The 19,357-nt window shown below is 70.2% G+C and carries 16 protein-coding genes; 5 read left to right on the forward strand and 11 right to left on the reverse strand.

What is annotated here, in order from left to right:
* Positions 1 to 52: 52 nt before the first annotated feature.
* From AB0H86_RS40485 to AB0H86_RS40495, 3 genes are all read right to left on the reverse strand, one after another.
* The gene (locus tag AB0H86_RS40485; RefSeq protein WP_362450591.1) at positions 53 to 3,235 is read right to left on the reverse strand and encodes a glycoside hydrolase; all 3,183 of its coding nucleotides are present in this window, start codon (positions 3,233 to 3,235) and stop codon (positions 53 to 55) included.
* A 198-nt stretch (positions 3,236 to 3,433) separates the two neighbouring features.
* Positions 3,434 to 5,920 (reverse strand): CBM35 domain-containing protein, encoded by a 2,487-nt coding sequence (locus AB0H86_RS40490; protein ID WP_362450593.1) that lies wholly within the window; start codon positions 5,918 to 5,920, stop codon positions 3,434 to 3,436.
* Positions 5,921 to 6,248: 328 nt separating this feature from the next.
* Positions 6,249 to 7,286, reverse strand: a complete 1,038-nt coding sequence (locus AB0H86_RS40495; protein ID WP_362450595.1) for a LacI family DNA-binding transcriptional regulator — start codon at positions 7,284 to 7,286, stop codon at positions 6,249 to 6,251.
* A gap of 115 nt (positions 7,287 to 7,401) precedes the next feature.
* On the opposite strand from AB0H86_RS40495, the gene argG reads away from it, so the two are divergent.
* On the forward strand, positions 7,402 to 8,856 hold the full coding sequence (gene argG, locus AB0H86_RS40500; protein WP_362450636.1) for an argininosuccinate synthase: 1,455 nt from the start codon (positions 7,402 to 7,404) through the stop codon (positions 8,854 to 8,856).
* A 488-nt stretch (positions 8,857 to 9,344) separates the two neighbouring features.
* Here argG and AB0H86_RS40505 read toward each other — a convergent pair whose 3' ends face one another.
* Positions 9,345 to 9,962, reverse strand: coding sequence for a CGNR zinc finger domain-containing protein (locus AB0H86_RS40505; RefSeq protein WP_362450597.1), 618 nt, complete (start codon positions 9,960 to 9,962; stop codon positions 9,345 to 9,347).
* Positions 9,963 to 10,128: 166 nt separating this feature from the next.
* On the opposite strand from AB0H86_RS40505, the gene AB0H86_RS40510 reads away from it, so the two are divergent.
* The 4 genes from AB0H86_RS40510 (at position 10,129) to AB0H86_RS40525 (ending at position 13,747) form a co-directional block, all read left to right on the forward strand.
* Positions 10,129 to 10,872, forward strand: a complete 744-nt coding sequence (locus AB0H86_RS40510) for a metallophosphoesterase (RefSeq protein ID WP_362450600.1) — start codon at positions 10,129 to 10,131, stop codon at positions 10,870 to 10,872.
* Between the two features lie 26 nt (positions 10,873 to 10,898).
* Complete coding sequence (locus AB0H86_RS40515) at positions 10,899 to 11,519, forward strand: LysE family translocator (RefSeq protein WP_362450603.1); 621 nt, start codon at positions 10,899 to 10,901, stop codon at positions 11,517 to 11,519.
* Positions 11,520 to 11,613: 94 nt separating this feature from the next.
* Entirely contained in the window at positions 11,614 to 12,672 is a 1,059-nt protein-coding gene (locus AB0H86_RS40520; RefSeq protein WP_362450605.1) for a right-handed parallel beta-helix repeat-containing protein, read from the forward strand.
* A 49-nt stretch (positions 12,673 to 12,721) separates the two neighbouring features.
* Complete coding sequence (locus AB0H86_RS40525) at positions 12,722 to 13,747, forward strand: methyltransferase (RefSeq protein WP_362450607.1); 1,026 nt, start codon at positions 12,722 to 12,724, stop codon at positions 13,745 to 13,747.
* 75 nt (positions 13,748 to 13,822) lie between these two features.
* On the opposite strand, the gene AB0H86_RS40530 is transcribed toward AB0H86_RS40525, so the two are convergent.
* The 7 genes from AB0H86_RS40530 to AB0H86_RS40560 form a co-directional block, all read right to left on the reverse strand.
* The gene (locus tag AB0H86_RS40530) at positions 13,823 to 14,155 is read right to left on the reverse strand and encodes a TcmI family type II polyketide cyclase (protein ID WP_362450609.1); all 333 of its coding nucleotides are present in this window, start codon (positions 14,153 to 14,155) and stop codon (positions 13,823 to 13,825) included.
* An 18-nt stretch (positions 14,156 to 14,173) separates the two neighbouring features.
* The gene (locus AB0H86_RS40535; protein ID WP_362450612.1) at positions 14,174 to 14,653 is read right to left on the reverse strand and encodes an SRPBCC family protein; all 480 of its coding nucleotides are present in this window, start codon (positions 14,651 to 14,653) and stop codon (positions 14,174 to 14,176) included.
* 1 nt (position 14,654) lies between these two features.
* Complete coding sequence (locus tag AB0H86_RS40540; protein ID WP_362450614.1) at positions 14,655 to 14,915, reverse strand: acyl carrier protein; 261 nt, start codon at positions 14,913 to 14,915, stop codon at positions 14,655 to 14,657.
* A gap of 32 nt (positions 14,916 to 14,947) precedes the next feature.
* Entirely contained in the window at positions 14,948 to 16,201 is a 1,254-nt protein-coding gene (locus tag AB0H86_RS40545; protein WP_362450617.1) for a ketosynthase chain-length factor, read from the reverse strand.
* Positions 16,198 to 17,466: a beta-ketoacyl-[acyl-carrier-protein] synthase family protein gene (locus tag AB0H86_RS40550; protein ID WP_362450618.1), complete on the reverse strand. Its 1,269-nt coding sequence runs from the start codon at positions 17,464 to 17,466 to the stop codon at positions 16,198 to 16,200. The genes AB0H86_RS40545 and AB0H86_RS40550 overlap by 4 nt, the downstream gene beginning before the upstream one ends.
* Entirely contained in the window at positions 17,463 to 17,924 is a 462-nt protein-coding gene (locus AB0H86_RS40555) for a cupin domain-containing protein (protein WP_362450620.1), read from the reverse strand. The genes AB0H86_RS40550 and AB0H86_RS40555 overlap by 4 nt, the downstream gene beginning before the upstream one ends.
* A 69-nt stretch (positions 17,925 to 17,993) precedes the next feature.
* Positions 17,994 to 19,151, reverse strand: coding sequence for a SchA/CurD-like domain-containing protein (locus AB0H86_RS40560; protein WP_362450622.1), 1,158 nt, complete (start codon positions 19,149 to 19,151; stop codon positions 17,994 to 17,996).
* Positions 19,152 to 19,357 lie beyond the last annotated feature (206 nt).

A 19,357-nucleotide genomic window follows, 5' to 3' on the forward strand; every position in this document is an offset into this window, starting at 1 on the left:
CCAGGCCGGGGCCCGGGGAGCGGCGGCAACCGCTCCCCGTCCCGCGCCGTTCTCAGCCTCGTGCGATGTCGATCCGGTACGTCCCTGTCCTCGCCCCGTCCTCACTGGTCACGGAGATGACGGCCAGGGTCCGACGGGGCTCCCGGGTAGTCCTGACCGAGACGGTCGCGTAGGGGTCGCGGGCGACCGCCGTGACCACGGCCCGGCTTGGATCGGCGGTGATGACACGGTAGTCGTGCGTGTCGGGATCGAACGACGCGACCGGGACCCCCGCCACCTCGACGGACGCGGCGGCGGCGTCCGCGGAGACCCCGGGCGTTCTGGCGTACACCTCGATCTCGCTCATGGTGATGTAGCCGCCCAGGCGGGCGGTCATGACCACGCGCACCCCGTCCGACGGTCCCGCCGTCACCGGAACGTCGACCACCGGCGAGCCCTCGGTCCCCACCTCGATGTCGCCGCTCGCGTCGCCCCACGCCCCGTCGGCGCCGCGCACCTGCGCTTTCAGGCTCCCGGGGAAGGACGCGGTGTTCCCGTCCCGGTGGAAGTGCGCGACGACCCGGGTGAGGTCGCGGACCTTCGGCAGCGCGAAGGTGACGGTGTCGGACGGGTTCTTGGTGGTGCCCGGCTTCCAGTTGGACCAGGCCTTCTCGGACAGGTTCCCGTTGCGCAGGCCCTCGGCGGAGTAGCCGCTCTCGGTGAACGTGGCCGCGACCGAGACATCGTCGTCCGGCGCGATGTTGGTCTCCGCCGGTGTCGTGACCTGCACACGCACGGTCGCGTCGACGGTGCCGCCGTCGACGACCCGTGCCACGCCGCGCAGCGTCACGACACCTCGCGTGTCGAACGCCCCGGCCGGCGCGGGATCCCAGGTCACCGGAAGATCGGTCCGGCCGCCGTGCCGGCCGACACCGACGACCGTGGCCGGCAACTCCGGTCTGCCGCCCGTGTACGTCTTGGCGCGGCCGGGGAGGGTCGAGGCGATCGTGTCCACGGTGACCACCGCCGTCGCGCGGATCGTCCGTCCGAGCGGATCGGTGGCCCGGCCCGTCACCCGTACCGTTCCGGGCTCGCGCCACGTCCGGTCCGGCGGCGGGTTCCACACCACGGGCAGCGAGCCGCGGGCGCCGTCCCGGTACACCGGCGTCACCGTCCCCGGGATCTTCGGCGCCAGGCCGGGCACGGTGAACGCGTCGGCCGGTTCGGTACGCAGCACCGTCTCGTCGGTCACGCTCCAGCGCTGGTTCGCCGCCGAGGTCGGGGTGTACGTGGACACCCTGGCGCCGTCCGTCGAGGACTGCCCGGTGACGTCGAGTAGACGGCCGGTGGCGACGTTGACGAAGGTCCAACTGCCGTCACCGGTCGTCGACATGATCCACTGCGCCGCCTCGCCGGCCCGGGTGCCGCCCGGGTCCTCCAGGACGGCCTGGTTGTCGCGCACCGTGAGGCGCCTGCCGCTGGTGGCGCTGGTCAGGGCGTAGCGCTCGCGGTTGTCGGTGCCCGGCGTCAACTGCCGGACCAACCACAGCTGTTCGGCACTGCCGGCGTCGGTCGCGCGGATGACGACACCACTGCCGTCGTCCGACGGAGCCAACGACTTCCCGCTCTGCGCCCCTTGCAGTCGGTAGGCGTGGCCGGACCGGACGAGCGCGGCGTCCTTCGCCACGCCGCTGACTCCGTCGACCAGGAAGGTGGTGACCGACCTCGCGGGGACGGCGAGCGTGGCCGAACGGTCGGTGACCCGGACCGGTGTGCCGCGTACGAGGGCGCCGCCGTCGCTCGTCACCACGGGTGTGACGGTGGCCCCCGGCGCGACCTCGCCGAAGCGCGAGAGGTCGAGGGTCACGGAACGCGCGGACGTACCGCTGTTCACGTGCACCACGGTCGCCGCACGGCCGGACTTCCGCACCGCCGCGACGCTGGACGGGTCGTCGGCCTTCACGAAGTGATCGCCGGGGCGGATGTAATGGGTGAAGTTGCGGATGGTGTGGAACTTCGAGTTGGCCCGGATCGGGCAGCTCTCCAGGGTGTCCTCGGCCGTGCAGTTGAACGGGACGTGGATGCTGCCCCAGTTCTTGCCGGCCGCCGCCTGCGGGACGGCGTCCTCGACAGGCTGCCAGAACACCCAGGCGGAGGGCTCCAGTTCACGCATGTCGTCGACCATCCGGCCGGCGATCCCGAGTCCGGGGTCCATCCCGGTGAAGTCGGTGCCCGTGCCCCAGGTGCCCTCGACCTCGCTCATCCACAGCTTCTTGTCCGCGCCCTTGGCGATGTCCCGGGCGCTGGTGCGCATCCCCGTGCCGTACGTGTGCACGTTCAGCTGGTCGACGGCGGCTCGCGCCGACGCGCCGTAGGCGTTCCAGTTCTGGGTGAAGATGCCGGGGTTGGTCTCGTCCATCGCGGAGACCTTGCCGCCGGTCTTCGCCTCGGCGAGCGCGTCGTCGAGAGCGAGGACCACCTTCTGCTGGAGCTCGGGTCCGGCGTGCGCGCCTTCCTGGCGTCCGCCCGTGGGCTGACCGTCCGCTCCCAACTGGGTGCCCCAGTAGGAGGTGTTGGGCTCGTTGAGCGGGTCGATCGTGTCGAACCTGATGTGGTGGGCCTGCTCCAGATGCTCACTCGCGCGCACCAGGTAGGTGGCGAAGTCGTCGACGCGGTCCGCGCGGATCTGATCCGTGCCGGCGTCGAAGCCGCCTGAGACGTAACCGCTCACCGTCTGGAACCAGGGCGGCGAGTTGCTGAATGCCTCCCAGCGGGTGACCTTCTTCTTGATCTGGTCGACCCACCAGCGCTGGCCCGCGTCGGCATCCCAGTTCCAGTGGTCCGGGTTGTCCGGATCCCACCAGTTGGTGTCCTGCCGGGTGGTCCCCTCGGGGGCTTTCCAGAAGCCCTCCATGGTCGCGCCGGCCTTCATGTAGTCCTTGCGCACGTCGGGGGCGTTGCCGCCGCCGATGTTGTAGCGGGCGATGTTGAGGCGGAGCCCGTCCTCGCCGAACAGCATGTCGACCAGCTGTCTTCGGATGGGCTCCGGGTAGCCGCCCGTGGCGTTGGCGAACCAGACGAGGCTCGTCCCCCATCCCTCGAACTCCTGCTGCCGGTAGGACGGGTCGATCCGCACCGTGACCGCGCTCGTCGTCGGCGCGTCCGCGACGGCGGCCGGGGCGGTGACGAGACCCGCGCCGAGCACCAGGGGGATGGTGGGCGCCAACGCCTGGGCGATGCGATGTCGGTTGAACACGGAACTCCCTTCCACAGCACGGGGATTCACATAACCGACCAGAATCAATCGGGTTCAAGGCATGCTTGACGACAGTAATGAACACGTCAAGACGGTGAGCGTCCTTCGCCGCACGGCGGGCCACTGCCCCCTCGCGTCCCAGCGGCCGGCGGGCTCGCACCCGCCGACCGCTGAGTGAGGGGCCGGTTCGTGACGGGGCTACGGTCGGCCGACGACCCGGCCCAGTTCGATCCGGTCGATGTTCGGCGCCCACCCACTCGCGTTGCCGAACGTCACACTGTTGGCGCCCTTCCGCAGGTCGACGGGGATGCCCAGGGTCCAGTAGTCGTTCACGCTCCAGGTGTTCTTGAAGGTGACCTTCCTCGGCGCGGCGCTTCCCACCGTGACGTCCGCCGTACGGGACATGATGTCCGTGTTGTAGGCGTGGCCGTTGTCGCGCCGGTCGTTGTGCGCGTAGTGGACGACCAGCAGATAGCGGCCGGACTCAGGCGCACGCACCGTGAACTCGGCGGTGCTGTCGGCGCTGTTGCCGAGCTGTCCGATGTACGACCCGGCGGAGGCGTGCGGGGAGTCGACGAGCCGCGCGCCGCCCGCCAGCGTGGCCGAGGCGCCCTCGTAGGAGAGCGTGCCGGAGGCCGAGCCGTCGCCCGAGACGTCGAGGGAACGCACGGAGGCGTACCCGGCGGTCGCCGCGACGCGGTTGTTGCCCGCGACCAGATACAGCCGCAGGGGCCGGCCGGGCGCCGCTGTGACCCGCTCGCCGTGCAGAGTGAGCCGCACCGCCGCAGAGGCCCGCGACACCACCGTGTAGTAGCCGTCACGCGGGGCGTACACGTCGAAGACCGCCTTGTCCCCGGTGCGCAGGACGAGGGCGCCCGTGCCCACCCCGGCCGACGAGGAGTAGTCGTACGACGGCTTCCCGTCGATGTCCGCCAGGGTGGCCTCGTACGAGGCGGACGGAGCGCCGGTGCGCGCGGTCAGGTCGACGCGGTCGAGGGTGACTTCGGCGTCGCCCTTGGCCAGCGACAGCACATGGGCGCCGGCCGTGAGGCGGACCGTCAGGTCCTTCTTCGCGCGGTAGGTCCAGTTCTCCGTGGAGGGGTACGTGACCGCGACCGGGGCCGCGCCGTCGATCGACAGCTTCTGGGTGGCGGGGGCGCCGGACTGGTTGCCGTAGAGGACCGCCAGGTCGTACGTCCCGGCCTTCGGCACGCTCACGGAGAAGTCGACCTTGCTGGAGGCCTGGTTCAGCGAGCCGACGTCCTTCGTCCCGGACGCCGCGTAGCCGTTGGCGTTGCTGACCGTGCCCTGGGTGTAGACCTGCCCGCCGGTGATGGCCGCGTCCTCCGCCTCGTACGACGCGGACCAGGGGACGGAGGCGGCGGAGGGGGACCCGGAGCCGCCCGGGGTGAGGACGATCCGGTACGCGGACATCTTGTGCGTGCCGCGCAGCGGGACGGTCACCGAACCGTCGGCCGCCACCTTGACCTTCGTCCGCGCGAGGACGCGCGGTGTCGCGTGCTGCCCCTCGTAGCCGGACCAGGCGGCCTCGGCGACCGTCGCGGTGACCGTGCGGCCGAAGACGGACCGTGAGACGCCCCGGACCACGACGTCGGAGTCCTGGGCGGAGCCGCCGAGCAGGACCTGGGCCTGACGGCGCGAGGTGTCCAGGGAGGCGAGGCCCTGGAGGGTGTCGATGGTGTTCGCCTGCGGCGGGGTCACCTTGACGGTGTCGCCCGTCAGCCCCGCGTACCAGCGGAAGAACCACCAGCCGCCGTTGGGGATGTTCGACCGCACCACGTTGCCGTCCATGTTGCCGGCGGCGTCCCAGTAGGCCTGGTTGGCGTACACCTTGTTCCGCTCGAACATCGAGACCCACTGCACGAGTTGCCCCGGCACGGACAGGTCGCGGCGGTTGGCGTACTCATCGATGTTGATCTTGAGGGGTGCGATGCCCAGATCCCGCTCGATCGAACGGTAGTTGTCGTAGTGGCCCTGGAAGTCCCGCAGCGAACCGGAGCCCAGCTCGTGCCAGGTCATCACCTGGGGCAGCACGTTCTCGCGCTTCGCGAAGGCGAGGAAGTCGGTCAACAGGCGTGTGTGGTAACCGGCTTCGTTCGGGCCGGCGATCCTCGCGTCCGGATCGATCGCCCGGATGCGCTGGTACACCGTCTTCCAGTCCTTGAAGAACCGGTCGCGGTTGACCTCGTACCGCGCCTGGTCGGAGACGCCGAGCTGATACCAGATCTGGTCCGGCTCGTTGAACGGGATGTAGACGAAACGGTCGCTGTTCGGGTCGGCCGCCACCTCCTTGGCGATCTTGGGGAGGTAGTCGTCGATGCCGAGGTCCTCGTAGGGCCACTTGGCGTAGATGTCCTGCATCATGACGTTGATCTCGCCGCCGCCGTTGCGGAAGAACGACGTGGAGACGGACAGCGCGTCACCGTTGGGGTGCTGGGCGCCGCCCTCCGGCTTCTGCGAGACGCTGGTTATCTTCAGCGGGGCCAGGGCCGCGTCGCTGGGCACCCCGTCGTCGCTGAGTCCGTACAGCGCCCCGTTGGCGCCCCGCATCACCGGGCCCTCGGAGGCGGCGAGGTCGACGGTGAGGCGCTGCGGTTCGGCGACGGCCGCGGCGGGTTCGGCGACGGCCGCCGCGGGTCCGGCGGCGGGAAGGGTACTCGCCATGGCGGCTGCTCCCAGGACGGCGGTGAGGAGGGCGGTTCTCGTACGGGACCTGGCAGGCGCTCTCGTGCTGAGGGTCGTGCGGGTGGGGATGATCACGCTGTCGGACCTCCGGTCACTTGACGGCTCCACTGGTGATTCGGGCACGATCCTTCGCCGGCCGACGAGGAACACGACGACCATGGGCAGGCTCGTCACCACGACGTACGCGAGGACGAGATGCCGACCGCTGTCCGAACTGGTCCTGGATCACCTGGGCGACCTGCTGCGGGCTCCTCCTGCCGCAGGGCCAGGAAGCGGGACTGGGAACAGCGGTGCGCGTACGGGGTGTTCAGCGATCCGCGGGCGGCGGCCCCGAGCTCTCCCGGACCACCAGCTCCGGCACGGAGACGGGGTGCGGGGCGATCTGCGCGGACGCCTCCAACACCCCGTGCAGCAGGGCGAACGCGGCCCTCCCGAGGCCGGTGAAGTCCAGGCGTACGGTCGTCAGCGACGGGGTCAGATAGGCGGAGTGCGGGGCGTCGTCGAACCCGGCCACGCTGACCTCGCCCGGGACGGACCGGCCGGACTCGTGCAGGGCCCGCAGCACCCCGAGCGCGAGGTCGTCGTTGCCGCACAGGATCGCGGTGACGGCCGGGTCCTTCGCCAGCCGCAGGCCTGCCGCGTGGCCGCCGGCCGGACCCCAACTGCCCTGCACGGGAGGCGGTTCCGGTGCTCCGGCCTCCCGCAGTGCCTGGCGCCAGCCGGTGGTGCGGGCACTGGTGCGCCTTGTACTGGACGGGATGGCGACGTAGTGCACGGTCTCGTGGCCCAGGGAGAGCAGATGACGGGTCGCCTCATGGGCGGCCTCCCGGTCGTCGGCCCACACCCAGGGACGGTCACCGCCGGGCGGACTCGCGGGGGTCTCGACCACACCGACGACGGGCAGTCCGGCGGGCACGGCACCCAGGGCCCGTACACCGGCCGGATCGTAGGCGACCACGATCAGACCGCCGCCCGTGTCCGCCGCCCGCCGCACCTCGGCGTTCACAGCCGCCTCGTCCGCCGATTCGAGAACGCCGATCCCGACCGTGTAGGAGGCGGCACGGGCGGCCTCCTCGATGCCCTGGAGGATCGAGGCGTTGCCGTAGTGGGTGGTGTTGGCGGTCAGCACGTTCACCGCCCTGCTGCGTCCGCTGGCCAGGGCCAGTGCGGTGGCGTTGCGACGGAAGCCCAGCTCGTCGATGGCCGAGAGCACCCGCTCCCGGGTGGACGGCTTGACGCTGGGATGGTCGTTGATCACCCGGGACACGGTCTGGTACGAGACCCCGGCGGCGGTGGCGACATCCCTGATACTCGCCGGACGTTTCGTGTGACCGGTCACATTCATGGACAGGATTGTGACTGATCGCAAAGGGGTCGTCAAGGGACCGTGAGGGGGTCGCGACGGGAAGGGTGGAGCTCGGGGCTTTGCATGATCATGCGAGATCATGCATACTCTTCCTATGTCCAAGGTCCTCACCTCCCTTCCCGCCGGCGAGCGCGTCGGCATCGCCTTCTCCGGCGGCCTCGACACCTCCGTCGCGGTCGCGTGGATGCGCGACAAGGGTGCCGTCCCGTGCACCTACACCGCCGACATCGGCCAGTACGACGAGCCCGACATCGCCTCGGTGCCCGGCCGTGCGAAGACCTACGGCGCCGAGATCGCGCGCCTGGTCGACTGCCGCGCGGCGCTGGTCGAGGAGGGCCTGGCGGCGCTCACCTGCGGTGCGTTCCACATCCGCTCGGGCGGGCGTGCGTACTTCAACACCACGCCGCTCGGCCGCGCCGTCACCGGCACCCTCCTGGTCCGCGCGATGCTCGAGGACAACGTCCAGATCTGGGGCGACGGCTCGACCTTCAAGGGCAACGACATCGAGCGGTTCTACCGGTACGGCCTGCTCGCCAACCCGCACCTGCGGATCTACAAGCCCTGGCTGGACGCGGACTTCGTCACCGAGCTCGGCGGCCGCAAGGAAATGTCGGAGTGGCTCGTCGCCCACGACCTGCCCTACCGCGACAGCACGGAGAAGGCGTACTCCACCGACGCCAACATCTGGGGCGCCACCCACGAGGCCAAGACCCTGGAGCACCTCGACACGGGCGTGGAGACCGTGGAGCCGATCATGGGCGTCCGGTTCTGGGACCCCGAGGTCGAGATCGCCACCGAGGACGTGACGATCGGCTTCGACCAGGGCCGCCCGGTGACGATCAACGGCAAGGACTTCCCTTCCCCCGTCGATCTGGTGATGGAGGCCAACGCCATCGGCGGCCGTCACGGCATGGGCATGTCGGACCAGATCGAGAACCGGATCATCGAGGCCAAGAGCCGCGGCATCTACGAGGCGCCCGGCATGGCCTTGCTGCACGCGGCCTACGAGCGCCTGGTCAACGCGATCCACAACGAGGACACCATCGCCCAGTACTACAACGAGGGCCGGCGCCTCGGCCGGTTGATGTACGAGGGCCGCTGGCTGGACCCGCAGGCGCTGATGGTGCGCGAGTCGCTGCAGCGCTGGGTCGGCGCGGCCGTCACCGGCGAGGTGACACTGCGGCTGCGGCGCGGTGAGGACTACTCGATCCTCGACACCACGGGCCCGGCGTTCAGCTACCACCCGGACAAGCTGTCCATGGAGCGCACCGAGGACTCGGCGTTCGGCCCGGTGGACCGCATCGGCCAGCTCACCATGCGCAACCTCGACATCGCCGACTCGCGCGCCAAGCTGGAGCAGTACGTCGGGCTCGGCCTGATCGGCACCGGCAGCCCCGCCATCGGCGCCGCCCAGGCCGCCGCGACCGGACTGATCGGCAGCATGCCGGAGATGCCGGAGGGTGGCGCCGAGGCCATCGCCTCCCGCGGCGAGGTCTCCGAGGACGATGTGCTGCTGGACCGGGCCGCGATGGAGTTCGGCACGGACTGACCGTTTCCGTCGAGGTCCTGCGGGGCTCGCCGAAATCCGTCGCGGTCCCGTCGAGCGGGCAGCTCGGCATTCTGAGAAAGTCACAGCACCGGAAGGGCCGGCTGGGCGCCAACGGCGTCGCGCCGGCCTTTCCCGTCGCCGCGACCAGTGCCAGGCGCGGTGTCCGGTCCGGCCGACCCGGTGTCCGGTCAGGAGGGGCGACCCGCGGGGGCGTTCGCTCAGCAGACCGGGCGGATGACCACTCGACCTGCCTCGCCCGACGTTCTCCGCACCGTCCTCTTCGACTCGGGCGGTGTGCTGATGCGGCCGATGGGCGGCCGTTGGAACCCGCGAGCGGACATCGAGCACACCGTCCTCGCCCACCGCCTCTGCATCACACCGGAACAGTTCGGGCTCACGCCCCCAGTCTCCCGCCCCACTCAGCCGAGTCCTTCGCGGCTACCCCCAAGCCAAATGATCAACGGCTCGGGCATCAGGGCAGGTGACGTTCAGGACGAGGTGGAACCGCCATCGGTGGCTACGCGTTGACGCCGGTAGTGGCGAGCTGCTCGGGCACGGTTTCCGCACGACGGTTTGCACCATTCCTGCCGCCCATGGCTCTTGACGAAGTAACGCACGCAGCGGGGCGCGGAGCAGGCTCGCAGTCGCGTGCGCTGAGGGCCGCTCAGGAAGTCGATGGTGGCGCGGGAAAGAGCCGCCACAAGCCGAACCCTTGGATCGTTCTCCGCCGACAGCAGACGGGCTGTGGGGGCCTCGTCCGGCGGCCAGTCCATCTGCGGGACGACCGTTTCACGGGCGGCAACCGTGTTGAGGTGGGCCAACGCCTCGTCGATCGGCATCAGTTGACGGGCGTCCGCCGAGCTGGGGGGAGCGGGACTGACCGCTCGGGCGAACAGTGCCCGGACTGCCCGCCGCAGTTCGACGAGCTCGATCCTGAGGTCCTCGTCCGCTGCCATTTCCCCAGCCGGTACATGGCCGGCGAGCAGGTCGGCCTGCGCCTGGATCCAGCGGGTCGCCCCGTGTGCCGTGGTGAGATCGTCGGTGACGCCACCGTCCCCGTCGTGGCGGACAGTGCTCGCCAGTTCCAGTGCCAGCCAGCGCTCCATCAGCGTCTCCTTCCCTGCCTGTTCGTCAACCACTTGATCACATGTCCACGCACAGCCTAGAGTCTCTAACGGAAAAATCTGAACTTCCGTTAGAGGCTGAGGTGGGGGTGACAGTCCCGCCTCGGTGTGAACCGGCGGCCGGAGCCGCCATGGGAGGGGACAGAGAATGACGGTGCTGCTTGCCCAGATCAGTGACCTGCACCTGGATGGCAGTGAGAGGGCCACCCGGCGCGCCGGCCGCGTCATGGACTACCTGCGGGCCCTGCCGCACCCGGTCGACGCGGTCCTGGTCACCGGGGACATCGCCGATCACGGTGAGGAAGCCGAATACGAGGAAGCGGCCCGTATTCTGACGGCCTCCTTCCCGGTGCTCACCTGCCCCGGCAACCACGACGCGCGTCCCGCCTATCGCAAGGCCCTCCTCAAAGAGGCACCCGACCAGGGCCCCGTGAACCGGCTCCACCACATCGCCGGAACCGCCATCCTGATGTGCGACTCCACCATCCCCGGCCGCGACGAGGGGCGCCTCGACGCCCGGACGCTCGCCTGGATCGACACCCAGCTCACCGGACTGCGGCGGGAAACCCCGGCGCTGATCGCCTTCCATCAGCCGCCGGTCGAGCTCCATCACCCGCTGCCCGACTCGGGAATGCTCGAACAGCCCGGGCAACTGGCCGCCCTGCTGGACGCACACCCGCAGGTTGTCGCCGTCCTGACCGGACACGCCCACACCGCAGCCGCCTCGACCTTCGCCGGCCGCCCCTTGATCGTCGGGCCGGCCGTCACATGGACCCTGCGCATGCCCTGGGAGGGCGACCGCCCCGCAGACCGCGACCAGCCGCCCGGCCTCGCCTTCCATGTCCTGGGCGACGACCGGCGCCTGACCACCCACTACCGCGTCGTGCTCTGACCCCACCCGCTCGCCCCGGAGACATCGTGGTCCACCCCTACGCCATCCTCGGGTTCCTGGCGGCGGTCCTTCCTCTGGTTGCCACCCCCGGAGCCAGCCTGGCCCTCTTGGTCCAGTACGTCACCGACCATGGCCGCCGCCAGGCTCTTCCCGTCATCCTCGGCACAGTCACCGGCCTGTACATCCACGCCACCTTCGCCCTAGCCGGCCTCTCGGCCCTGGTCATGCATTCCAGCCAGGCCTTCACGGCCGTCAAGGTCATCGGCGCGGCCTACCTCATCGGCCTGGGCCTATGGACATGGCGATCCGCCATGGCGCCGGCCCGCGCTCCCGCCCGCCGGTATCTGCCGGTGCGGTCGGACTCCGTCTACACCCAAGCCTTGCTCGCCAACCTCCTCAACCCGAAGGCGGCCTCCATCTACTTGACCCTCGTTCCCCAGTTCATCGACGCCGATCAATCCTTCGACGGCCAGATCCTCATCCTGGCCACCGCCCACGCGCTGCTGACGACGCTCTGGCTCCTCGCCTGGACCGTCCTCATCCGGCGTGCCTCACGCGTCCTGCGGAAACTCCGTTTCAAGCGCACGGCGGCCAAGATCGCAGCGGTGGTGTTTCTTGCCCTCGGGATCCGGACCGTCGCAACGTAGGAGGACGTCGGACCATCGCCGACCCCGCGCATGACACGCCGCCGGATGGCCCATCCGGGCCGTCCGCGGACCCCGCTGGCTTACTGTCCGGAATATGAATAAAAGCCGCATTTCGTATTTGGCATGCGCTGTAGCGGTCGTCGGGACGGGGCTCGGGGCCGCTCCGCCGGTCCCCGCTCATGCGACCCACGTCGTCACCGCCGGGGAGTCGATCCAGAAAGCGGTGGACACCGCCCGATCCGGTGACACCGTCCTCGTGATGCCCGGCACCTACCACGAGAGCGTCAAGGTGACCACGCCCGGGCTGACCCTGCGAGGCAAGGGCCGGAAGACGGTGATCGAACCGGGCACGGACAAGACAGCCAACGCCTGCGCCGAGAACGGCAACGGCATCTGTGTGATCGGCACGAAGGACCGCAACGTCGAGGGCGTCACCGTCGCCTCGCTGACCGTGTCCGGCTTCGCCGGCACCGGAGTGTTCGCCATGGCGACGGACGGGCTGACCGTGCGGAACGTGACGGCGGTGAAGAACGGGGTGTGGGGCATCGCCCAGGAGCAGTCGGTCCGCGGTGTGTTCCGGAAGAACACCGCCCGCGACAACGGCGACGCGGGTCTGTTCCTCGCCAACGCGATCAAGGCGGAGGAGGGCGCGGCGGACACCCAGGGCACGGTGGTCGAACGCAACCGGTTGGAGGGCAACCGGATCGGCGTCACCGTCCGGCGCCTGCGCAACCTCACCGTCGCGCACAACGACATCACCGGCAACTGCGCGGCGGTGTTCGTCGTCGGGGACGAGAACAAGCCCAGGGCCGGCTTCGTGACCGTGAGCGACAACCTCATCGCGCGCAACAACAAGTCCTGTCCGAAGACCGCGCGGCTGGACGCTCTGCAGGGCTCGGGCATCGTCCTGACCGGCGCCGAGGACAGCCTGGTGACACGGAACGTGATCACGGAGAACGTCGGCACCTCCCCGCTCTCCGGCGGCATCGTGCTGTTCAAGAGCTTCGTCGGCACCACCAGCGAGCGGAACCGGATCAGCGACAACAAGCTGGAGGGCAACTCCCCGGCGGACATCGTGAACACGGATCCCGGCAAGGACAACACCTTCGAAGGCAACTCCTGCAAGGCGTCCCAGCCCGTGGGTCTGTGCTGACCGGCCGAACCTCACCACCCGTGGACCCGAGAAAGAAGGAGGGCGGCACATGACGACCGCTCAGACTGCCCCACCGCCGTCCATGCGCCTGAGGGAACTCGTGTTCGGGGCGGCCTGTGCCGCCGCCCTGCGCGCGTCCGCCCGGCTGGGGATCGCCGACGCCCTCGGTGACAGCCCCATGAGCGTGGCGGACCTGGCGGCCGCGGTGAAGACCGAACCCCGGCCGCTGCAGCGGCTGTTGCGGGCCCTGTCCTGCTACGGCGTCTTCGCCGAACGGCCGGACGGGACGTTCGCACACACCGACATGTCCCGGCTGCTGCGCGAGGACGACCCGCACAGCCTTCGCAACATCACCCTGTGGTGCACCGAGCCGTGGACCTGGGACGCGTGGCCGAAGCTGGACGAGGCGGTGCGCACCGACCACAACGTCGTCGAGGACCTGTACGGCAAGGAGTTCTTCACCTATCTCAACGAGGACGCCCCCGAGTCGGCCACGGTCTTCAACCGTGCCATGACGACCTCCAGCGAGCAGTCGGCGCGGGACGTCGCGGCTCACCTCGACCTGTCGGGGAGCTCGTCGGTCGCGGACATCGGCGGCGGCCAGGGGCACGTGCTGGCAAGCCTGCTGGACAAGTACCCCTCGATGCACGGCAGTTTGCTCGATCTGCCGCGCGTGATCGACAACGCCCTGCCACGGCTGCGTGAGGGCGACCTCGCGCACCGCGCCCGCATCGTGCCCGGCGACGTCCGCGTGCTCGTCCCGGTCAAGGCCGACGTCTACGTCATCAAGAACGTCCTGGAGTGGGACGCCGAGAGCACCGCGCGGACACTGCGAAACGTCATCGAGGCGGGCGGCCCCGGCTCGCGGGTCGTGGTCATCGAGAACCTCGTGGACGACACGCCCTCCATGCGGTTCAGCACCGCCATGGACCTGCTGCTGCTCCTCAACGTCGGAGGGGCGAAGCACACCACGGAGAGCATGGTCGGCCGACTGACCGAGGCGGGCCTGGTCATCGACGACATCCGGCCGGTCAACCCCTACCTGCACGCGTTCGACTGCCACGTCCCCGGGTGACCCGCTCTCCCCACAGACCGACGGCCGCCGGGCCCGCAGCGTCGCGGGCCCGGCGGTCGTTCGTGGTGGGTATGGTCAGCCGGCCGGGTCACGCTCCCAGAGGTAGAAGCGCTGCGCCATGGCGTCCTTCGGGGACCGCCAGGTCTCGGGGTCGTACGCGCTGACGTACGCCGACAGGCGCTCGCTCACATCACGGAACTCGGGATGCCCCGTGATCTTGGCGATGGCCGGACCGGGCTCGCGCTCGGACTCGATCAGGTGCATGTACACGTCGCCGAACTGGAAGAGGCTGCGCCGGACGACACCGACGAGGTGCGGCAGCTCTCCCCGGTCCGACTCCTCGAACACCTTGGCGATGTCGGGAGCCGAGCCCGGAGCCATCCGAGCGACGATCAGAGCCTGGTGCATCGGATTCGTCCTCTTCGCTCAGTCGGCCAGGACCGACGCGGGCTCGTGCCCGGCGGCCGCCTTCTCGATCTTGTCCCGGATCAGGGCCAGCTGGACCTTGGAGTTCCGGTTGATGTTGTCGGTCATCCAGTCGTCGTCGACCGGCGCCTCCGGCTTCATCGCGAAGTCCTGCGTCCACACCATCCGTGTGCCGGCGGGTACCTCCTCGTACCGCCAATGGATCTTCATGTGGTCGAACGGTCCCGTCTCGACCCGGCGGGCCTGGACGCTGAGCTTCTCGCGGTCCGGCTCCCGCTCCGAGACCCAGCTCCACACGGTGCCGTTCTCGTCCGGGTGCATGGTCAGCCGGAAGGTGGTCCGCTTCCCCTCCCGGGACAGGATCTCGACGGAGGCGTACTCGCTGAACAACTGGGGCCAGTTCGCCAGGTCGTTGGTCATGTCCCAGACCAGGTCCAGGGGCGCGGCGATGGTGATCTCGTTCTGCGTGTGTCCGGCCATGTCACGCTCCCGCCGTCATCAGGGCACCGTTGACCTGGTCGAGGAACTGCCGGGGCGTCTTGCAGCGCTCCGCGTCCTGGGGCATCGGCGTGCCGTACCGGTTCTCCAGCTCGCCCACGATGCCGAGCAGACCCAGTGAGTCGACGCCGAGGGTGTCGAAGCCGGCCTCGTACTGCTGCTGGAGCTCCTGCGGGGGGACGGTGACCCCGGCGCACTTCTTCATGAGCTCGGACAGCTCTTCCACGGTGATGTGTTCACTCATGCGGTTCTTCTCCTTTGTCGCTTCGGGTCGCCTCACCACGAGGCGTCGGCCGCGCCGTGCCGCAGCACCAACGCCGAGTTCGACCCCATGAGGCCCCGGCTCAGGACCAGCGCCGTGCGCGGCTCGGCGACACGGGCTCGAACGGTCACGAGGTCGAGGTCATGACAGATGTCGAAGACGTTGGGGGTAGGGGGGATCAGGCCGTGCTCCATCGCGAGCACCGCCGCCGCGGCGTCCAGCACGGGTGCCGCGCAATAGCCGCGGCCGATGCCGGTCTTCGGCGCGGTGACCGGCACCCGCCTGCCGTGCGCGCCGAGGGCGTCGGCGATCGCCAGCGCCTCGGCACGGTCCGCGTCCGGTACGCCGAGCGCGTCCGCGAAGACCACGTCGATCTCCTCGGGAGCGCAGCCGGCCTCGTCCAGGGCACCGCGGATGGCCTGGGCGAGCCCTTCGCGGGACTGCTCCCAACGGGAGGAGCCGGTGAACGTCGCCGCGTGACCGGCGATGGTGGCCCGCACCCGCGCGCCCCGTTCCCGGGCCGCGGTCTCCGCCTCCACGACCAGCATGGCGCCGCCCTCGGCGGGTACGAATCCGCACGCTCCGTCGGTGAACGGGCGGTAGGCGCGCGTCGGGTCGTCGGCGGTACTGAGCTCCTCGTAGCCCAGTTGGCAGACCACCGAGTAGGGGGCGAGCGGCGCCTCGGTCGCGCCGGCCATGATCACGTCGGTGCCACGCCGCACGGCCCGCGCCGCGTGCGCGATGGCGTCCAGGCCGCCGGCCTCGTCGGAGGCGACCACACCGCAGGGGCCCTTGAAACCGCGGCGGATGGAGATCTGGCCGGTGCTGGCGGCGTAGAACCAGGCGATGGACTGGTACGGGCCGACGAAGCGCGGTCCCTTTCCCCACAGTTGCTGCAGTTCCCGCTGACCGAACTCGCCGCCGCCGGAACCGGCCGCGGTGATCACGCCCACGGAGAACGGTGCCTCGCTGGTGTCGGCCTGGCCGATGCGGGCGTCTTCCAGCGCGAGGTCGGCCGCGGCCATCCCGAAGTGCGTGAACCGGTCGGTCTGGACGAGCAGGCGTTCCTCGACCGCCGCCGACGGCTCGAAGTCCCGGACCTCGCCCGCCACCCGCAGCGGCAGGTGCTCGCAGCCCTCGCGAGTGACCCGGTCGAGGACGCTGATGCCTTCCTGGGTGGACTTCCAGAAGGACTCGGTGCTGGTTCCGTTGGGCGCGACCACACCGATTCCGGTGACGGCGGCGCGCCGTGGATGCGGTTCGCTCATGGTGTCCTCTCCCTCGGCCGGGTCAGGACCACCGCGGACTGGAAGCCGCCGAACCCGCTGCCCACGGAGAGCACGCCGTTCAGTCTCCGCTCGCGAGCGACGCGCGGGACGTAGTCCAGATCGCACTCGGGGTCCGGTGTCTCGTAGTTCGCGGTGGGCGGTACCACCTGGTGGGCCAGGGCCAGCACACAGGCGACGACCTCGATCGCACCGATCGCGCCGAGGGAGTGCCCGACCATGGACTTGATGGAGCTCATGGGCGTGTCGTAGGCGTGCTGTCCCAGGGCCCGCTTCACCGCCGCGGTCTCGTGACGGTCGTTCTGCTGGGTGCCCGACCCGTGCGCGTTGACGTAGTCGATCGCCGTGCCGTCGAGCCGGGCGTGGTCGAGGGCGTCCTCGATGGCCCGGGCCATCTCGAGACCCTCGCTGGTCAGACCGGTCATGTGGTAGGCGTTGCCGAAGGTCGCGTAGCCGTTGAGCTCGCAGTACACGTGCGCGCCGCGGGCCCGGGCGTGTTCGAGCTCCTCCAGGACCAGTACGGCGCCGCCCTCGCCCATGACGAACCCGTTGCGGTCGGCGTCGAACGGGCGCGAGGCGTGAGCGGGGTCGTCGTTGTTCGGGGACGTGGCCTTGATCGCGTCGAAGCAGGCCATGGTGATCGGTGAGATGGGCGAGTCCGAGGCACCGGCTATGCACACGTCGGCCCTGCCCTCCTCGATCGTGTGGAAGGCGTACCCGACCGCGTCGAGGCCCGAGGTGCAGCCCGTGGAGACGGTCTGCACCGGCCCGCGCGCCTCGAACCGTTCCGCCACCGTCGAGGCGAGGGTGCTGGGCGAGAACGCGCGGTGCAGGTGCGGTCGGGCCTCTCGGTGGTCCACGTCCCAGCGCTGTCCGCCGCTGCTCACCAGGACGTAGTCGTTCTCCAGCCGGGTGGTGCCGCCGACCGCGGTGCCCAGGGACACCCCGACCCGCCACGGGTCCTCCCGGCCGAGGTCGAGGCCGGAGTCCCGCACCGCTTCCTCCCCGGCGACCAGGGCGAACTGGATGTACCGGTCGCACCGGGCGATCTGTTCCGCGTCCAGACCGGAGGCCGCCGGGTCGAAGTCGCACTCGGCGGCGATCCGCGAACGCAGACCGCTCGGGTCGAAGAAGGTGATGCCGCGCGTCGCGGTGCGCCCCTGGGACAGCAGATCCCAGAACGCCGGTACGCCGATGCCGCCCGGGGCGACGACGCCTATGCCGGTGACCGCCACCCGCCTGGTCATGACCGGACCTGACGTCGTCCGGCCGCCGGACCGGCGCCCGCGCCCATTTCCTCCACCGCGACCGGGACGGCGTCGGTCTCCTCGGTGTCGACGTGGCCGAGCGGCGGGGTCGGAGCAAGCGGACCGAGGTGGAAGACGATACGGGCCTCCACGTTGCCGACGTTGCGGAAGCGGTGGCGCATGTGGGCGGGGATCATGAGCCCCTGCTCGGGCTGCAGCGGGTGGGGCTCGCCGTCCAGGTCGACCTCCATCCGGCCGCAGACGACGTAGATGAACTCCTCGGAGTACGGGTGGTAGTGCTCGGCGATGCGGTCGCCGGGCTGCACGATGGCCACGCCCATGAAACCGCTGGTGGAGCCGACCGTGTTGGGAGTGAGCATGGCGCGCAGGTCGCCGCCACGCCGGGTGTTGGGCTCCACCTCGCGGAGATCCACGATTCTGGGACGGGGTTTGGTCACGACGTTGCTCCGATCGTGTGCTGTGTCGACAGGGGGCCGTGGCCGCCGCGATGCGCGGGCCGGGCGGGGTCAGGCGTCGGGTGAACGGCGGTCGGTGACGAGTTCCATGCGGGCGAGCTTGACGAAGCGCTTCAGGTCACCGTCGTTCGGCGCGGAGGCGGCCGAACCGGTGGCGCCGTCCAGAAACGTGGTCAGCCCGGCGACCAGTTCGGGGTCAGGGAGGCCGAGGAGCAGCTCGGGGTCGCCGGCGTCGAGTCCGCCGCGCACGTCGACCAGCCGTACCACGACGTCGTCGCGCTGGAAGATCGTGCTGCGCAGGACCGGGCTGCGCGGATTGCCCGCGGCCGCCTCGTCCTGCTGCGCGAGTACTTCGGCCAGCCGCATGCCGCAGCCGGGCCGGGCGGGGTAGTGCAACGCGTGCCGTTCCGCCGCCGGGTCCTCCTGGTCCGCCGTCACATGGTGGACGGCGGGCAGCGCCGCCCGGGTGAAGAAGACCCGCGCGGACTCGGGATCGTCGAGGTCCCGGTCCTGCTCCAGATACGGGTTGATGGCCTCCTCGACGGCCCGCACCTCGGGCTGCCGGGCGACGTGGCGCAGGGCCGCGAGCAGGTCGCCCCGCACCTCGATGGCCCGCACCACCCGGTTGCCGTGCATGAACAGGGAGGTCCGGCACAGCCGGGTGGTGTCGTCGACCTTCGGCTGGGGGGAGGCGTAGTCGGAGAGGATCTTGGCGACCTTCGCTTCCTTGCCCGGCTTGACCGTGAACGTGAGCGCGTGGCGGATCAGGCCGTCACCGATCCGCGGTGACGCCTGGAGACTGCGTTCGCCGGCCGCGGCGTCCGCCGCCGGGCCGCCGGTCTCGCGGACGACATGGAAGCGAAGCGACCTGGTGTCCCGGACACAGCTGTGCAGCGGCTCCACCATCCGCACGTGCTCTTCGCTGTTCACCCAGGTGAGGAAGGGGGGCGCGCTCTCCCACTCGCTGGTGATGAGCCACTGGGAGGGGTTCTCGATCGACTGGCACAGCTGGTCGCTGACATGCCCGGGCACGGACGCGACCTGGTTGCAGAGTTGCTCGTACGCCTCCAGGAACTGCCGCTGGGCACCGTCGTGGACGTCCACCAGCAGGACGACCCGGAGCCTGGAGCCGTCGAACACGGACTGGGAGACGCGCTGCGCCCCCTGCAGCGTCAGCGGTGATGAAGCGGGGACAGACGTGGTGGTCATCCTGGGCACATCTCCTTAGGGGGAGGGAAACAGCGAGCCTCGGTCGCGGTGATCCGCAGCGATCGTGACTCGATCCTGTGCCGGTCCCCACCGGCGCGCGATTCGTATGGACTACGAACGGTCCCTGGTCCTGCTCAGCGACGCCGGTGAGCCGGGCGGGTGGCACGAGTGCGCCAGCCGTCTCGCGGAGCGGATGTCCGTCCCGC

The organism is Streptomyces sp. NPDC050997 (assembly GCF_040660135.1).
Taxonomy (GTDB): Bacteria; Actinomycetota; Actinomycetes; order Streptomycetales; family Streptomycetaceae; genus Streptomyces.

Excerpts from the sequence above, each read along its gene's own strand:
- AB0H86_RS40550 (WP_362450618.1), bottom strand. The coding sequence starts at position 17,466 with ATGACCAGGCGGGTGGCGGTCACCGGCATAGGCGTCGTCGCCCCGGGC.
- AB0H86_RS40535 (WP_362450612.1), bottom strand. The coding sequence starts at position 14,653 with ATGGCCGGACACACGCAGAACGAGATCACCATCGCCGCGCCCCTGGAC.
- AB0H86_RS40530 (WP_362450609.1), bottom strand. The coding sequence starts at position 14,155 with ATGCACCAGGCTCTGATCGTCGCTCGGATGGCTCCGGGCTCGGCTCCC.
- AB0H86_RS40505 (WP_362450597.1), bottom strand. The coding sequence starts at position 9,962 with ATGGAGCGCTGGCTGGCACTGGAACTGGCGAGCACTGTCCGCCACGAC.
- AB0H86_RS40490 (WP_362450593.1), bottom strand. The coding sequence starts at position 5,920 with ATGGCGAGTACCCTTCCCGCCGCCGGACCCGCGGCGGCCGTCGCCGAA.
- AB0H86_RS40495 (WP_362450595.1), bottom strand. The coding sequence starts at position 7,286 with ATGAATGTGACCGGTCACACGAAACGTCCGGCGAGTATCAGGGATGTC.
- AB0H86_RS40540 (WP_362450614.1), bottom strand. The coding sequence starts at position 14,915 with ATGAGTGAACACATCACCGTGGAAGAGCTGTCCGAGCTCATGAAGAAG.
- AB0H86_RS40545 (WP_362450617.1), bottom strand. The coding sequence starts at position 16,201 with ATGAGCGAACCGCATCCACGGCGCGCCGCCGTCACCGGAATCGGTGTG.
- AB0H86_RS40525 (WP_362450607.1), top strand. The coding sequence starts at position 12,722 with ATGACGACCGCTCAGACTGCCCCACCGCCGTCCATGCGCCTGAGGGAA.
- argG (WP_362450636.1), top strand. The coding sequence starts at position 7,402 with ATGTCCAAGGTCCTCACCTCCCTTCCCGCCGGCGAGCGCGTCGGCATC.
- AB0H86_RS40510 (WP_362450600.1), top strand. The coding sequence starts at position 10,129 with ATGACGGTGCTGCTTGCCCAGATCAGTGACCTGCACCTGGATGGCAGT.
- AB0H86_RS40520 (WP_362450605.1), top strand. The coding sequence starts at position 11,614 with ATGAATAAAAGCCGCATTTCGTATTTGGCATGCGCTGTAGCGGTCGTC.
- AB0H86_RS40560 (WP_362450622.1), bottom strand. The coding sequence starts at position 19,151 with ATGACCACCACGTCTGTCCCCGCTTCATCACCGCTGACGCTGCAGGGG.